This is a genomic window from Frankia umida, from assembly GCF_023242945.1.
GTDB classification, from domain to species: Bacteria; Actinomycetota; Actinomycetes; order Frankiales; family Frankiaceae; genus Frankia; species Frankia umida.
In genome coordinates this window covers 1-15,525 of the sequence record NZ_JALKFT010000024.1, presented here as the reverse complement: position 1 = coordinate 15,525, position 15,525 = coordinate 1, and the positions used below count along the sequence as shown (strand labels likewise).

General features: G+C 71.5%; 13 protein-coding genes. 6 read left to right on the top strand and 7 right to left on the bottom strand.

Features of this window, described 5'->3' with window-relative positions; translation table 11 throughout:
• Positions 1 to 57: 57 nt before the first annotated feature.
• Entirely contained in the window at positions 58 to 453 is a 396-nt protein-coding gene (locus tag MXD59_RS19645; RefSeq protein WP_248826125.1) for a hypothetical protein, read from the bottom strand.
• Positions 454 to 563: 110 nt separating this feature from the next.
• On the opposite strand from MXD59_RS19645, the gene MXD59_RS19640 reads away from it, so the two are divergent.
• Together MXD59_RS19640 and MXD59_RS19635 are read left to right on the top strand one after the other, a co-directional pair.
• Complete coding sequence (locus tag MXD59_RS19640) at positions 564 to 1,388, top strand: purine-nucleoside phosphorylase (RefSeq protein ID WP_248826153.1); 825 nt, start codon at positions 564 to 566, stop codon at positions 1,386 to 1,388.
• Positions 1,389 to 1,567: 179 nt separating this feature from the next.
• Positions 1,568 to 3,406 (top strand): phospho-sugar mutase, encoded by a 1,839-nt coding sequence (locus MXD59_RS19635; RefSeq protein ID WP_248826124.1) that lies wholly within the window; start codon positions 1,568 to 1,570, stop codon positions 3,404 to 3,406.
• A 74-nt stretch (positions 3,407 to 3,480) separates the two neighbouring features.
• Here the strand turns inward: MXD59_RS19635 and MXD59_RS19630 are convergent, their stop codons facing one another.
• Both MXD59_RS19630 and upp read right to left on the bottom strand, forming a co-directional pair.
• Positions 3,481 to 4,287, bottom strand: coding sequence for a methylenetetrahydrofolate reductase (locus MXD59_RS19630; protein ID WP_248826123.1), 807 nt, complete (start codon positions 4,285 to 4,287; stop codon positions 3,481 to 3,483).
• Between the two features lie 157 nt (positions 4,288 to 4,444).
• The gene (upp, locus tag MXD59_RS19625) at positions 4,445 to 5,083 is read right to left on the bottom strand and encodes a uracil phosphoribosyltransferase (protein ID WP_248826122.1); all 639 of its coding nucleotides are present in this window, start codon (positions 5,081 to 5,083) and stop codon (positions 4,445 to 4,447) included.
• 61 nt (positions 5,084 to 5,144) lie between these two features.
• On the opposite strand from upp, the gene deoC reads away from it, so the two are divergent.
• Entirely contained in the window at positions 5,145 to 5,897 is a 753-nt protein-coding gene (gene deoC / locus MXD59_RS19620) for a deoxyribose-phosphate aldolase (RefSeq protein WP_372512138.1), read from the top strand.
• A 129-nt stretch (positions 5,898 to 6,026) separates the two neighbouring features.
• Here deoC and MXD59_RS19615 read toward each other — a convergent pair whose 3' ends face one another.
• The 3 genes from MXD59_RS19615 to MXD59_RS19605 all read right to left on the bottom strand — a co-directional run bounded on the left by MXD59_RS19615 (position 6,027) and on the right by MXD59_RS19605 (position 8,325).
• Complete coding sequence (locus tag MXD59_RS19615) at positions 6,027 to 6,608, bottom strand: DNA-3-methyladenine glycosylase I (RefSeq protein WP_308301744.1); 582 nt, start codon at positions 6,606 to 6,608, stop codon at positions 6,027 to 6,029.
• The gene (locus tag MXD59_RS19610; protein WP_248826120.1) at positions 6,605 to 7,768 is read right to left on the bottom strand and encodes an adenosine deaminase; all 1,164 of its coding nucleotides are present in this window, start codon (positions 7,766 to 7,768) and stop codon (positions 6,605 to 6,607) included. The genes MXD59_RS19615 and MXD59_RS19610 overlap by 4 nt, the downstream gene beginning before the upstream one ends.
• A 122-nt stretch (positions 7,769 to 7,890) precedes the next feature.
• On the bottom strand, positions 7,891 to 8,325 hold the full coding sequence (locus tag MXD59_RS19605; RefSeq protein ID WP_248826119.1) for a cytidine deaminase: 435 nt from the start codon (positions 8,323 to 8,325) through the stop codon (positions 7,891 to 7,893).
• Between the two features lie 175 nt (positions 8,326 to 8,500).
• On the opposite strand from MXD59_RS19605, the gene MXD59_RS19600 reads away from it, so the two are divergent.
• The 3 genes from MXD59_RS19600 (at position 8,501) to MXD59_RS19590 (ending at position 14,366) form a co-directional block, all read left to right on the top strand.
• Positions 8,501 to 11,182, top strand: a complete 2,682-nt coding sequence (locus tag MXD59_RS19600; protein WP_248826118.1) for a serine/threonine-protein kinase — start codon at positions 8,501 to 8,503, stop codon at positions 11,180 to 11,182.
• A 93-nt stretch (positions 11,183 to 11,275) separates the two neighbouring features.
• Positions 11,276 to 13,348: a serine/threonine-protein kinase gene (locus tag MXD59_RS19595; protein WP_248826117.1), complete on the top strand. Its 2,073-nt coding sequence runs from the start codon at positions 11,276 to 11,278 to the stop codon at positions 13,346 to 13,348.
• A 754-nt stretch (positions 13,349 to 14,102) separates the two neighbouring features.
• Positions 14,103 to 14,366 carry an SCO4848 family membrane protein gene (locus MXD59_RS19590; RefSeq protein ID WP_248826116.1) on the top strand — a complete coding sequence of 88 codons (264 nt, stop codon included), beginning with the start codon at positions 14,103 to 14,105 and terminating at the stop codon, positions 14,364 to 14,366.
• A gap of 904 nt (positions 14,367 to 15,270) precedes the next feature.
• Here the strand turns inward: MXD59_RS19590 and MXD59_RS19585 are convergent.
• The coding region (locus tag MXD59_RS19585; RefSeq protein WP_248826115.1) for a hypothetical protein at positions 15,271 to 15,525 on the bottom strand (255 nt) is incomplete at its 5' end.

The window sequence follows — 15,525 nt, the reverse complement described above, 5'->3', positions numbered from 1 at the left end:
GCTGACCCTATCGGCCGGCAGGCGACATCGGTCCGCCGCGCCCACCCTTCGCCGGCTTCACCGGCGCAGCGCCCGAATGAATCGGGCGACCTCCGACCGCAGCCGGACCGGAACCCGCAGCACCTGTGGTCCGCGTGGCGAGGTCAGCTCCACGGTGATGACATCCCCATGTCGAACCCCACGGGACGCCGTCACCTCCCGGCGGTCGAACACGACGTCGAACCAGTCGCCCTCGCGGGGAAACGGTGCGACGACCAGCAGCCGACGATCGGTCAGCACGATCCAGCGGGACGCGCCCACCCGACGTCCGACGAAGGTCTCCGCCCTGGCCACGAACCGACCCGCCCCCTCGGGGTCGGTCAACCGGCCACGCAGCACGACTTCGGTGAACTCGCCCGGTTCCAGCGGAATATCCGGCAGACGACGATGGGAGGGCAGCAAAGGCACGGACATCAGTCTCCCCCACCACCCCGTACAGTCGCCGCGTGCAGGACCAGCCGCAGCTCACCGACCAGCCGGACCGGGTAGTCCAGCCGGGCCACACACCACCCCCCAACGGGCCGATCCCGCCCAGCCGGACCAGCGGGACCAGCCAGCCGGATGCGGCGACCTCGGCGCTCCGGCTCGCCGAACTGACCGGTGTCGGACGGCACGAGGTGGCGATCACGATGGGTTCCGGCTGGCGTCCGGCCGCCGACATCCTGGCAGCCGCGGCCGATGAGGTCGTCGATCTGACGTTCGCGCAGCTCGGCGGCTTCCCCACCAGCACCGCCGTGCCCGGGCACCGCCCGTCGGCCCGGTCGATGCGCTTCGGTGGACGCCGGCTGCTCGTCTTCCTCGGCCGGGTGCACGCCTACGAGGGCCATCCGCTGGCCCAGGTGGTGCACGCCGTCCGCCTGTCGTGCGCGGCCGGCGCGTCGACGGTCGTGCTGACCAACGCGGCCGGGGGGCTGCACCCCGACCTGCGCATCGGCCAGCCCGTGCTGATCGCCGACCACCTGAACCTGACCGGACGGTCCCCGCTGACCGGACCGATCTTCACCGACCTGACCGACGCCTACGCGCCACGGCTGCGCGCGCTCGCCCGCGAGGCCGATCCCTGCCTGGTCGAAGGTGTCTACGCCGGCCTCCCCGGGCCGAACTACGAGACGCCGGCGGAGATCCGGATGCTGCGCACTCTCGGTGCCGACGTGGTCGGCATGTCCACCGTTCACGAGACGATCGCCGCCCGAACCGAAGGCGCCGAGGTCCTCGGCCTCTCACTGGTGACGAACCTCGCCTCCGGCCTGACCGATGTCCCGCTCGACCACCGCGAGGTCCTCGCCGCCGGTGCCGCCTCGGCCCAGCGCATCGGTCACCTGCTGGCCGACCTGATCACCCGTTTCTGACGCGTCCTGTCCGCCTCGCCGTTCCAGCGCGCCGAGGGTGCTGGCGTGATGCGAGTGTGACGTCAGATGACCCAGGCCAGATGACCCAGGTCAGGCGAGCCCACCCCGCGTGCGGGGCGGCCGCGGCCCGATGAGGTGACGTATTGCCGCCCGCTGAACTACCGTCGGCGCTCGCTGGGATGGTCCAGGCCTGGCTGGCCGCGGATCCCGATCCGGACGACCGGCGGGAACTGGCACGGCTGCGTGCCGAGGTCGGCACCGACCCGACCGCGCTCGATCGGCTGCGGGAGTGCTTTCGGACCCCGCTGCGCTTCGGCACGGCCGGTCTGCGCGGTCCCCTTCGGCCAGGCCCCGCGGGGATGAACACCGCCGTGGTCCGCCGGGCCACCGCGGGACTCGCCCGCTGGCTCCTGCCACTGCCAGTCGGCCCGCCATCGCCGACGCCGCTGGTCGTGATCGGATACGACGCGCGGCATCGCAGCGAGGCGTTCGCGCTCGACGCCGCGCGGGTGGCCGCCGGCGCGGGACTGCGGGTTCTGGTGCTGCCCGAGGCGCTGCCGACCCCGGTGCTGGCGTTCGCCGTACGGCGGCTGCGCGCCCACGCCGGCATCATGATCACGGCAAGTCACAACCCGGCCGGTGACAACGGTTACAAGGTGTTCCTCGGTGGAAGCCGAACCGTGGACGATCCGGGCTGGGGTGCCCAGCTGGTCGCTCCGGTCGACCAGGAGATCGAACGTCATATCGCCGGGACCGGCCCGGCCGCCACCCTCCGCCTGCGCGACCACTGGCAACGTCTCGATCAGGGCATCGTCACGCAGTACGTCCGCGCCGCCGCGTCCACCGTGCTCACCCTGACCGCGCACACCCCGGTTGCGCGCACCCCGACAGCGCAGGCCCGCGCGACCACCGGTCCGGCGGACCCGGCCGGTTCCCGGGCCACCGGGATCGGGGTCGGGGTCGGGGTCGGGGTCTGCGATGGTGGTCGGCCTGTCGTCGTCCACACGCCGTTGCACGGGGTGGGTGGACGGGTGCTGGCCGAGGTCTTCATGGCCGCCGGGCTCGCCGCCCCGATCGTCGTCGACGAGCAGGCCGAGCCCGACCCGGATTTTCCTACCGTCCGCTGGCCGAACCCGGAGGAGCCCGGCGCGTTGGACCTGGCGCTGGCCCTCGCCGACCGCGTCGATGCCGACCTGGTGATCGCCACCGATCCGGACGCGGACCGGTGCGCCGTGGCGGTCGATGGCCGGCTGCTGACCGGCGACGAGATCGGGCTGCTGCTGGCCGACCTGGTCCTGGCGCACCGGCCGGGACCGGTGGCGACGACCGTGGTGAGCTCGCGCGGCCTGCGCGCCCTGGCCGACGAGCGGGGCGTCCCGCACCGGGAGACCCTCACCGGGTTCAAGTGGATCATGCGGGCTGACCCGCGGCTGGTCTTCGGCTACGAGGAGGCCCTCGGCTACGCCGTCGCCCCCGAGCTCGTCCGCGACAAGGACGGCATCACCGCCGCGCTGGCCCTCGCCCTGCTCGCCACCACGGCGAAACGGCGTGGACGGACCCTGTCCGATCTGCTCGACGACCTGGCCGCCCGTCTCGGCGTCCATGTCACCGCGCAGCGCTCGGTCCGCCTCGCCGACCCGAACCGGATCGCCGCCGTGATGCGTCGGCTGCGCGCCACTCCGCCGTCCAGCCTCGCCGGCCTACCCGTGACCACCCATCGCGACCTGCTCCGCACGGAACCAGCCCCGGGCGCGGGCCCCGGCCTCGGCCCGGCCGCCGGTATCAGGACCGGACTGCCCCCGGCGGACGTGCTGGTGCTCCACCTCGGCCCCGATCGAGTGATCTTCCGCCCGAGCGGGACCGAACCGAAACTCAAGGCCTATCTCGAGGTCGTCGAGCCGGTACCGGGCGCCGCGCCGGCCGCCGTCGGCCCGGCCCGCACACGTGCACGGACCCGCCTGACCGCGCTGGCGGCCGCCGTCGACGCGTTGCTGACCGACCTCGACGACGCTCACTGACCGCTTTCAGCGGAGGGTTACGGCCGCGCTGTCCGGCAGGGGGTACCGGGGACCCGCGAGAAACGGCCCGGGGATCAGAGAAGATCCTCCAGTCGGGTGGCGACCTGGCGGTAGCGGCTGACCGGAACGAGGTGCACACCGGCGAAGGCGCCGCTGTCGCGCAGCCGTAGCACCTGGTCGCAGGCCGCTTCGACCCCGGCCGCCGGGTCTCGTTCGACCGCTTCGACAAGGTCGTCGGGGATGTCGATGTCGGGGATGGTCGCGGCGAGGCGGCGGGCCATCCCGGCGCTCGCGAGGACCATCACGCCGGCGTAGACCGGTAGTTCGACCGGATGGGCGTCGCGCCAGCGCAGCAGGGCGTCCACCGAGTAGCTGACCTGCACGAACAGGAAGTCGGCCGCTCGTTTCCAGACGGGCAGTGGACGTAGGCCGGCCGCGGCGCCGACCCGGAACGCCGGCATGTCCGCGAAGACCGGATCCTCGCTGGCCGCGCGGGCCTCGTCCATCATCGCGCGCACGGTCAGGTCGCTGGTCCGGTTCCCGGCGGTGGGTTTGTCGCCGTGGACGAACAGGAACTCCTCGACGCCGTAGGCCGCGGCGGTGAGCAGGTCGCGGCGGAAACCGAGCAGGTTACGGTCGCGGGAGTTCACGCAGGCGATGCTGCGTCCCCCCATCGTGCGCACCTCGTGGGCGACGGCGATGCTCGACACCGTCGCGCGTCCGATGTGGTTGTCGGGAATCAGGAACGCGTCGGCGACGGGACTCAGCACACCGATCTGGTGGCGAACGTGGGTCAGGTCCGGCCGGGTCGGCGGCTCTATCTCGCAGATCAGCTCGAAGCCGCCCGCCGGACGTTCGTCACCCGCCGTGGATTCCCGCATCTGGACAGGATAGAACGCCACGATCCCCTGACCACAGCCACAGCCACAGCGCGCCGGTGCGCCGCGCCGCTGTGACGCGTCGACGCCCACCGGGCCAGTGGCAGGTCCGCCGTGCGTGTCGTCGCGCGCTCAGCCGGCCGTCGCTCTCGCCGGCCGTTCAGAAGACGCCGTAGATGCGGTCGCCGGCGTCGCCGAGGCCGGGGAGGATGTAGGCGACGTCGTTGAGGCGTTCGTCGACGGCGGCCACGACGACGGTGAGGTCGGCGGCGGCTTCGGCCGGCAGGCCGGACTCCAGCGCGGCCAGGCCCTCGGGGGCGGCGACGACGCAGACAAGTGTCACTGCCCGGGCGCCGTGGTCGTGCAGCAGACGTAGGCAGTGCAGGGCCGAACCACCGGTGGCGAGCATCGGGTCGAGCAGCAGCACGGGTCGGCCGGCCAGCTCTGCGGGCACGGCCTCGAGGTAGACCGTCGACTGGTGGGTGGTCTCGTCCCGGGACAGGCCGAGGAACGCCGTGTGCGCGTCGGGCAGCAGTGCGAGGGCCGCGGGCAGCATCCCGAGGCCGGCGCGCAGCACCGGCGCGACCACCGGTTCGGCGGCCAGACGCACCCCGGCGGTGGTGGCCAGGGGGGTCGTCACCGTCACCGGCATGGTGGGCAGGGCGCGGGTCGCCTCGTAGACCAGCATGGTGGCGAGCTCGTGCAGGGCCGCTCGGAAGCGGGCGCGGCTGGTGCGCTCGTCGCGCAGGACGGCCAGCGACGAGGCGACCAGCGGATGGTCGACGACGTGCAGGTGCACGGACTGACTCCTCGGGCGAGCGAATCGGCAATGGGCTGGTCGGTCGGCAATGATGCAACGTATGACAGACGTTCCCGCCAGCCCCGATCGTCCAAGCAGGGAGTCCGGGAACTCCTCGCCCGCGGTGAGCCCGCGGCGGGCCGAGGTCGCCCGGATCATCGACCACACGCTGCTGGCGCCGGCGGCCACCGGCGAGGAGGTGCTGGCGCTGTGCGCCGAGGCGGCCAGGCTCGGTGTCGGCGCGGTCTGCGTCGCCCCGACCCATGTGTACCTGGCGGCGGCCAGCGCCCGTCGGGACGGGCAGCCGGAGCAGCCGGCCTTCGCCGTCGCCTCGGTGGTCGGGTTTCCGCACGGCAACCACCTGACGGTGATCAAGGCCGAGGAGGCCCGGCGGGCCGTGGCGGACGGCGCCACCGAGATCGACATGGTGATCGACATCGCGAACGCGATGGACGAGAACTGGCGCGCGATCGAGACCGAGATCAGCGAGGTGCGGCTGTCCGTGCCGCCGCATGTGGTGCTCAAGGTGATCCTGGAGACTGCGCTGCTGCCCGACGCGAACATCGTCTCCGCCTGCCGGGCCGCCGAGGCCGGTGGGGCGGAGTACGTCAGGACCTCGACGGGTTTCCATCCCGCGGGTGGGGCGAGCGTGCGGGCGGTGCGCTCGATGGCGGGCGCGGTCGGCGGCCGACTGGGGATCAAGGCCTCGGGCGGAATCCGGACGGCCGAGCAGGCCCGCACGATGCTCGAGGCCGGAGCGACCCGGCTGGGCCTGTCCGCCTCCGCCGACGTCCTGGCCGGCTTCCCCACCTGATTCGCCCCACGCCGACTGGCCTGGCCGCCGCACCTGCCCCGAGCCGCACGTATGGACGGACCGGACGGGCGAATGGACGGACCGGACGGGCGAATGGGCTGGACTGCCCGGACGGGCCGGGACGGGCGGTCAGTCGGTGGGGGCACGTGGCACCCAGCAGGCGGCGAGATGGTCGTCCACCAGGCCGCAGGCCTGCATGAGGGCGTACGCGGTGGTCGGGCCGATGAAGACGAACCCGGCCGCTCGCAGGGCCTTCGCCAGCGCGATCGACGCGGGCGTCTTCGCCGGGACGTCGGCGGTGGTGCGCGGGCGGGCGGCCGCGGGTGGTTGATGGGCCCACACCAGCTCGCCGAGCGGCGTGCCGAGATCGAGCACGGCCTGGGCGTTGACGATCGTCGCCTCGATCTTGCGGCGATTACGGACGATGCCGGCGTCGCCGAGGAGCCGTTCGACGTCGTCCGGCCCGTAGCCGGCGACCACCACCGGGTCGAAGTCGGCGAACGCGGCCCGGAACGCGGGCCGTTTCCGCAGGATCGTCAGCCAGGACAGACCGGACTGGAACGCCTCCAGGGTGAGCCGCTCGTACAGCCCGACCGTGTCCCGCACCGGCTGGCCCCATTCGCCGTCGTGGTACTCGATGTACTCGGGTGTGGACAGCCCCCAGGGGCAACGGGCCTGCCCGTCCGCACCGACCACCGCACCTTCGCTCACCGGGCGATCTCCTCCTGTAGGTCGGGTGCCACATACGGCGCGAAACCGGGTTTGATGACGGTGTTGATGACCTCGAGCCGCTCGTCGAACGGCAGGAACGCCGACTTCATCGCGTTGAGGGTGAGCCATCGGACGTCCGACCAGCCGTAGCCGTGTACCTGGGCGAGCGTCGCGAACTCACTCGACAGCGACACCCCGCTCATCAGCCGGTTGTCGGTGTTCACCGTGACCCGAAAATGCAGCCGGCGCAGCAGCGCGATCGGGTGATGCTCGATGCTCGGCGCCGCGCCCGTGTGCACATTGGACGACGGGCACATCTCCAGCGGCACCCGCACGTCACGGACATAGTTGGCGAGATCACCGAGAACCGCCGTGCCATCACGTTCGACGGTGATGTCGTCGACGATGCGCACGCCGTGCCCGAGCCGATCGGCGTTGCACCACTGCACCGCCTCCCAGATGGACGGCAGCCCGAACGCCTCACCGGCGTGGATCGTGAAATGCCCGTTGGCCCGTGCGATGTACTGGAACGCGTCCAGATGCCGGGTGGGTGGATAACCGGCCTCGGCGCCGGCGATGTCGAACCCGGCAACGCCGGCGTCGCGCCATCGCACCGCCAACTCCGCGATCTCCAGCGACCTCGCCTGGTGGCGCATGGCCGTGAGCAGCGCCCGAATCCGCAGCGGTGTGCCCCGCGCGCCGGCCCGGAACCCGTCGAGCACCGCCTCGACCACCGCATCCAACGACAGCCCCCGCTCGACGTGCAGCTCGGGAGCGAACCGCACCTCGGCGTACACGACCCCGTCGGCGGCGAGATCCTCGGCGCACTCCCGGGCCACGCGGCGAATCGCCGACGGCGTCTGCATCACCGCCACCGTGTGGCGAAACGGCTCGAGATACCGGACCAGCGAGCCGCTGGACGCCCCCTCACGAAACCAGCTGCCCAGTGCCGACACATCCGTCGTCGGCAGCCCCCGGTAGCCGATCTCATCCGCGAGCTCGATCACCGTGGATGGCCGCAGCCCACCATCCAGATGATCGTGCAGCAGCACCTTGGGCACTCGCCGGATCTCCTCGACCTCGAGCGCCACACCAGCCAGCCCAGTCGCACCGGCCAACCCAGCGGTTCCAGCCGACGCGGCCGCTGCCGTGGTCGTCATTGTCGCCTCCGTCTCCGGCATCTCCTCCGGCTCCGGCCCGACGGTAGGCCACCCGTCCGACAGAACCGGCCCTGCCGCGCGGACGACGCGACGGCGGTCCGGGCACCGCCGACTCAGCCGACTCAGCCGGCGCCCGCGTCCGTTGGCAGGTCCGCGGGGCCGAAGGCGTCGGGAAGCAGCTCCGCCAGCCGGCGCGCGCCCTGCGCACCGTCGATCAGGAGTTCCGGGCCGCCGTGTTCGTAAAGCACCTGTCGACACCGTCCGCACGGCGCCAGCGGCCGCCCGGAGGCGTCCACACAGACCAGTGCCGTCAGCCGGCCACCGCCCTGGGCGTGCAGTGCGGCGACCAGCCCACATTCGGCGCACAGCGTCAGACCGTAGGAGGCGTTCTCGACGTTGCAGCCGGTGACGATCCACGGCTCGCCCGCCCGAGGTCCGGTCGTGGTCGCCACGACCAGCGCCGCGGCGCCGACCCGCAGACCGGAGTAGGGGGCGTAGCCCTGCGCCGCGACCCGCACCGCGGCGACCCGCAGCCGCTCCCAGACCTCGCCGCTCACCGCAGGGCCATGCGGGAGATCTGTCGTTTCCGCCACTATGTCGTCCACACCCAGTCCCAATCCTCCCGCTCGCCGGATGGTTCCCAGTGACCATCGGCCTGCCCCAGCGCGGTGGACCGGCCACGATGTGATCCCATGGACGCGAGCCTCACTGGCGATCGGAAGGGACGAAGGGATGGCAGGCGAGTCCAGGTCTCCGGCGGTGCTGGTCGGCGGGCGCTATCAGCTGGCGGGCGTGCTCGGCCGGGGTGGTTTCGGGGTCGTGCACCGCGCCACGGACGAACTCCTGCGACGGCCGGTGGCCGTCAAGGAGGTGCGACTTCCCGTGACGGAGAACGGAACCGAGCGGGACCGGGCTCGGCAGCGGGTGCTGCGGGAGGCCCGCGCGGCGGGTCGGTTGCACCACCCGGGCGCGGTCTCCGTCCTCGACGTCATTGACGACGGCGATCTGCCCTGGATCGTCATGGAGTACGTCGAGGGGCAGTCGCTGGCCCGGATCATCAGCGACCTCGGCGCCCGGCCCATCGAACAGACCTGCCAGATCGGCATCACGCTCGCCTACGCCCTGGAGGCCGCGCACCGGCTCGGCATCGTGCACCGCGACGTCAAACCGAGCAACGTGCTCATCACGGCGGACGGACGAGCCCGCCTCACCGACTTCGGGATCGCGGTCAGTCACGGTGACGCCCGTCTGACCAACACCGGCATGGTGCTCGGGTCGCCGGCCTATCTACCGCCCGAGCGTGCCCGGGGTGGCACCGGCAACGCCGCCGGCGACCGGTGGGGCCTGGGCGCGGCGCTGTTCGCCACCGTCGAGGGATGCCCGCCGTATGGCGGTGGCGATCCGGTCGCGGTCGTGTCCGCGGTGATGCGCGGCGACCGGCGGCCCTTCCGCCTCGCCGGTCCGTTGGCGCCGCTCATCGACGATCTGATGAGCCCGCATGAGACGAGCCGCCCCCCGCTGTCCGCCGTCCGCCGTCGGCTACGTGACATTCTGCAGTCCTTCGGCGATGCCGCGGGCGGCCGCGGTGGGAGCCGGTCGGCACGTGCGCACCGTCCCGGTCCGCCCCCTGCTCCCGCGTCCGACCCGGACCCGTCGGCCTTCGGAGCCGCGCCGGCCGCAGCGGCGGCCATCACGCCCGCGCTCACCAGACCGACATCGACACCCACGCCGACCGGCGACACGACGGCGGTGGACGGGCCGCGGCCGAGCGAACCGGAAGCGACCATGCCGGGCACACGGACCGTTGCGGCGACGATCGACACAACGACCACGGTCGGTTCGACGGTCGCCGATGCCGATACCGACGCCGGTGCGGAGACGACCATCGCCCGACACGATGATGCGCACCCGGACCAGCCGGCCGAGCCGGCGGCGACCGTGCTCATCGCCCCACCGCACGGCGATCAGACCGTCGCTGTTGATCCTGCTGTCGAGGCCTCGTCCGCGGACGATCTCGACCACCCGGCGGACAATCCCGCCGAGGTCGCCCTTCCCGTCACCGTCGAAAACCCACCGGTGACGCCCGAAGCGGCTGACGATCCGGGCCCTGTCGGGCTGTCCGAGACCGACCACTCGACGACCGTCGCCACGGTCGCCACAGTCGCGACCGCTGCGACGGTGGCCACCATGGCGTTGATGGCCGGCAACACCATCCCGCGTTCCGGTGGCGGTGACGCGCACACCGAACCGCGCGATCCGCGTCCCAGCGCGACACCGGCCCCCCCGTCAGCCACCTCGACCGCACCGGCCACGCCGCCCCAGTCCGGCCTACCGATCCGAGGCGCGCTGTCACCCCGACGCGCCCCGGATTCCGCCCGTGTCCGGCCGACGCTGCCCGCGGCCGCCCGCGCCCGGATCGCCCGTCCAGTGGAACGGTTGCGCCAGGTCGACCGCACACGCGCGCTCGGCGGGATTCCGGCCCGGGCCCGCCTGATCAACCGCGACACCGACGATCGGGCGACCCCGGGCTCCCCCGCGCCGGCCGACCTGGCCGAGACCGTCACCCCAGCCCCGCCAGCACCACCAATCACGCCAGCACCGCCAGCACCGCACTCACCGCAGCCTCCGGCACAGCCGCAGCCTCCGGCCGCGGGCGGTGCGGGCACGGACACCTCAGCCGCGGCCGTCGCACCGGACCCGGTCGTCCAGAGCGCGGCCACCCGGAGCCTGCGGGCCGTGGGCGCGACGCGTGGGCCTGGGCGGATTCGCCCGCTCGTCCTGGTGTCAGTGCTAGCGGTGTTCGCGGCGGTCGCCGCGGTGGCCGTGCTGCTGTTGATCAGTCGGGACGACACCCACACCAGCAATACGCAGGGTAATCGTCCAATCGCGCAGAACACCGACAGCGGTACCCGCGCGGCGACCGTCAACGACCCGCTGGCGACCAGTTCCGTGGTTGCCATACCCCCGCCAGGCTGGGCCTCCTATACTGATCAGGCGGCCGGATGGTCGTTGGCCTACCCGGCCGGCTGGCGGTCCCAGCCGGGTCCCGGCGGGGCCGGTAACGTCGATTTCATGGACCCGGCTACCGGCTCGTTCCTCCGGGTGGGTAGCGTCAGGGAGGCAAACACCTCCGCGATCGGCGACTGGCGGCGCATCGAAGCCAGTTTCGTTCGGAGCGTGCAGGACTACCGACGCATACGGCTGACTCCCAGCGACGGTGGGGATGGCACGAACCAGGCCGACTGGGAGTTCGCGTACCGCAGGTCGGACGGGGTCATGGTGCATGTGCTCAATCGGGGCGCGATTCGCAACCGCCACGGATATGCCCTCTACTGGCATACCCCCGAAGACCTCTGGTTGCAGGATCAATCACTGATGGCAAGCCTCTTCGAGACCTTCCGGCCGGGGCCGTGATGTACACATTCGCCGGATTCACGCCTGTCAAGGCGATCGGAAACACGCAGGCCATGCTGTCTGCGGAACCCTCCGTCTGTCAGACTTGACACGATGGCCAAATCGGCAAGCGTGCCCCGGGACACCGACCGGCATGGCACGCCTCGTTACGTAGCTCAGCGCTACCGACTCGACACCCCCATCGGGCGTGGTGGAGCCGGCGTCGTCTGGCGCGGTGAGGATGAGCTCCTCCAGCGGCCGGTGGCCATCAAGGAGATCCTGGTCCCGATGGCCGGCGCGCAGAACGAGCGCGACGCGATCCGGGCCCGGGTGCTGCGGGAGGCCCGTGCGCTCGCCCGACTGCACAGCCCGGCCATCGTGTCCGTGTACGACGTGGTCGAGGAGCACGAGCGGCACTGGATCGTCATGGAGCTCGTCGACGCGGACTCGCTCGGCGACGTGATCCGCAACCACGGTCCACTCCCGTTCGACCAGGTGGCCGCGATCGGCCTCGCGCTGACCGACGCGCTCGCCGCCGCGCACTCCGCCGGCGTGCTGCACCGTGACGTCAAGCCGGGCAACGTCCTGCTCGGGCGGGACGGCCGGGTCCGACTCACCGACTTCGGCATCGCCGCCACCGAGGGTGACGTCACCCTGACCGGTACTGGCGCGCTCGTTGGTTCCCCCGCCTACATCGCCCCCGAACGCGTGCGCGGCTCGTCCGGAAGCCCGGCCAGTGACCTGTGGGGCCTCGGCGCCACGCTGTACTCCGCGGTCGAGGGTCAGCCTCCGTTCGAAGGCCCGGAGACGTACGCGGTGCTCACCGCCGTCGTCGAGGGGCGCCGCCGTGCCTTCCGGCTGGCCGGCCCGCTGCGCAACCTGCTCAGCGACCTGATGGACCGCCCCGCCGAGGAGCGTCCGGACGTCACCGAGATCCGCCGCCGGCTCATCCCGGTGGCACGTAACGCCACCCCCGTCCCGGCAGCCGTGATGCACGCCCGCTCCAAGGGCGACGAGAACGACGAGCAGCCCGGGCGGGGCAGCGCCGACGTCGGCCTGGAGAACCTGGACGACTCCCACCCGTCGGCCCCCTCTGGACGGGACGGACGCGGCGGCCGGGGCCAGTCCAAGCGTGGCACGGCCGCGGGCGGTGCCGCTGGCGTCCTCGGCGCGGGCGCGGGTTCGGACGGCCGCACCAGCGGCACCGGGCCACGCGCGGGCGGTGCCCCGTCGACCCCACCCACGGCCCCCACCACCTCGACGCCGCCCTGGGGGTCCACGCCCTACGGGCCGTCCCCGACCGGCCCGAGGGCGGACTGGTCGACCGCCGACGCTGACGCTGGCCCGGCCGACACCGAGATCACCGCCGATCCGATCCCGAACGGCCTGGACGAGACCGCGATCTCCCCGGCGACCGGTGGGCTGCGCCGCGCCCCGGCGACCCCGCCGGCCTCGGCACGCAACCGCGGCCCGGTGGAGCACGACGAGCCGACCAGGATCGGACGCCCCGGTCAGGCCACCGGTCCGGTGCGCGGCGGCTCCGACGACGAGACCCGCATCGGCACCACCCCCCTGATCGCCGCGACCGATCTCGGCATGTTCGAGGATGACGAAGCCGCCGGCCTGGTGCACCTCGACGACTCGGGTCGACGTGCCATGGTGGGTGGCGGCGGCGCGGCGGCCGGAGCCCACGGCGGCCGGAGCCGGGCGGACGAGCAGAACCACCGGCGCCGCATCGTGGCCATCGCCGCCGGCGCGGTCGCGGCGCTCGCCGTCGTGGCTGTCGCGCTCGCCCTCACGCTGACCGGCGGGGATTCACCGAACGGCAACGACGTCTCGGCCCAGCAGACGACCGGTACACCGGCCACGCTGATTCCCGACCAGGTGACCGGTCCGTCGCAGCCGGCCAACGACTCGCCGGCCGTGGTGGTGCCACCGACCTCGCGTTACAGCTACCGGCCGCGGCCGACAAGCCCTGCGCCGCGCGCGACGACCAGCCCGACCACGCCGCCGACCTCGGCCCCGGCGACCCAGCAGCCCACGCCCAGCCCGACCGTGCCGGCGACGACGACCCCGAGCAACAACGCGCCGACCACGACAGCGCCGGCCACGACCCGCCCGCCCACGTCCCCCACCGCCCCGGCGCCCACCACCCCGGTGCCCACCGCGCCACCGCCAGCCGCCTGACGCCCGACGGGGCACGGACCAGGCTTACTCCAAGGCTGTGGTTCCGGGGCTTCGCGAAGCCGAGAACTGTGGGGTCGTCGGCGGCGCAGAGATCGACGTCTCTTCGACGTCTCCGCCGAGGTGCCCCGCGACACGCAGCAGATCATGGTGGAGGGTCGCGAGCGGTCGGTTGTGGATCGGTTCGTGGTGCGCGACGCGGTTGCGGAGCCGGACGAGGCTGTCGACAGGGTTGTCTCGTATCGCCTGGTCAGGAGGTAGCGCCAGAAGCCGAACGTCAGCTCGGCGATCATTTGACCGGGCGCGATGACCTTCCCGTCGCGGCGCTCAGCCTGCGCCGGAGCTGGAGCGCGAAGGCATGCGGCGGGGTCACGGCGGGCTACCGGTCTTCTAGACTGCGCGGTGGACACCCCGGATGGCCTCTACCGCTGGACGGCCTTACGCCTGAAGCGGCAAGCCCCCGGGGTTTTTCTGCCCGTCCACTTTATGGTGATCAACGTGTCCGAACTCGCGACCCCACGGAGAGACCACAACTCGTGGCCGGTGCGAGGCTGATCGGTGCGAGGCTGATGAGGTGAGCCTGTCAAGGCGCGCCTCTGGTTCCTGATCGCGGTGGGTGTGGACATGGGGGATCTGGCCGAACTTGTGGACCATGCGCTTATGACCTAGGTACTACTCCCGCCGGGTGTGTCCAGCTCCACGCTGCGTGACGGGTCTCGGTGGGCGCATCCGCTCAGCTGGGTGCGAAGCTGGAGAGGTGACCCTTTCGAAGCGTGCGTCCTGGTTCCTGATCGCAGTCGGCGTGTGGACGTGGGCCATCTGGCCAAATTTCCTTCGCAACGTCTGGAAGGATGATCGTTCCTGGGACCACGGCCCGACCGGCTTCTTCACGGTCCATCTGGTCCTGACCGTGGTCTCCCTGGTCATCGGCTCCGCTGTCGGCTGGCTCGGCATCCGCAGTGTGCGCTCGCTCAGATCGAAGGAGCGGCTTGACTACGCAAACACGAAGCTCGTGAGCTGAAAGAGCGCCGTGGCGGTCGAACTGCTGTCACGCAGACTCTGGGTCGTGGCACCGATCAAGCCAGAGGTGAAACCGAAGAAGATGAGTACGGCGCGGGCCTTTATTCCTTCGCGCAACCCTTCGCGTATCCAGTCTGAATCTTCTTTTTCCAGATTCCGCAACGAAACAGGCTCCATCCAGTAATAAAAGCGGTCGATGCCACGAACTCGGCCGCAGTCTGCCAGCCACCTGACAGCAGCACTGACAGGAGGACAAATAGAAGCCCGACCAGAATTATTCCAAGCACCCACCGAGTGGCCGCCACAACGCGGGGCATGCGGGCCGCCACGCCCTGCGGCAAAACTTCTTCGCTTGACCCTCGAAACCCGATCGCCTCGCGAAGCGGCAGGCTGCGGAGATCTCGAAAACGGCGCCGAAGATCCCCAGGAATATTACGCAGGCCAGGCGCAACGTCACCAGACCTCTTCGCTAGACCCTTATAGAAGAGCAGAGTCTCCCTGTTTGAAAACAGCATGACGAATCCCACACCTCGGATATCATCTCGCTCCACTCTCCTTCGCCCTCTGTTTTGCCGGTCTACGGCTGGCTGTAGCGCCATCCAGCGTGGCAGTTCTGGATCTACGACGTGTCCGTCACTGTGTCTTCTTGCTCGATTATGACTACGAAAGTAGTACCACTCGCCGGCGACCGGAGTCCTGCAAGGCTTATCGGCCCGCGCCTGTTGCGTGTGCAAATATCTACACTCCGCCAGTAAGAAATGGCCGGTTAACGGTACCCCCGATCCGTGGTCACCCCGCCCGGCTGTCACCGCGCCCAGCGACCACGGATCACACGAACGGGCTGATCGCGGATGGTTTGGGATCGAACCCTGACCGCGCCGGCTCCCCTGATCCACGAAAGCCGCCTAAAAGGTGCTGCCCCGAGCGGGAGCCGCGGCCGCGATCTGGGCGCGCAGTCGACTGGCCGCCCGCGGGCCGCGCAGCACGTAGCAGGTGGCGCCACTCGCGTGGATGGCGATCGCGTCCTTGACGTCCTCCCCTGCCTGAAGGCGGGGGATTCCAGCTCCTACACACCCGTCAGATGAGGAGGTGCGCGGTGTTGGGGTTCGCGGTTCGCGGGCTCCGGCGACCCGGTGCCTCCCCGCGCGGTCACGGCCCGT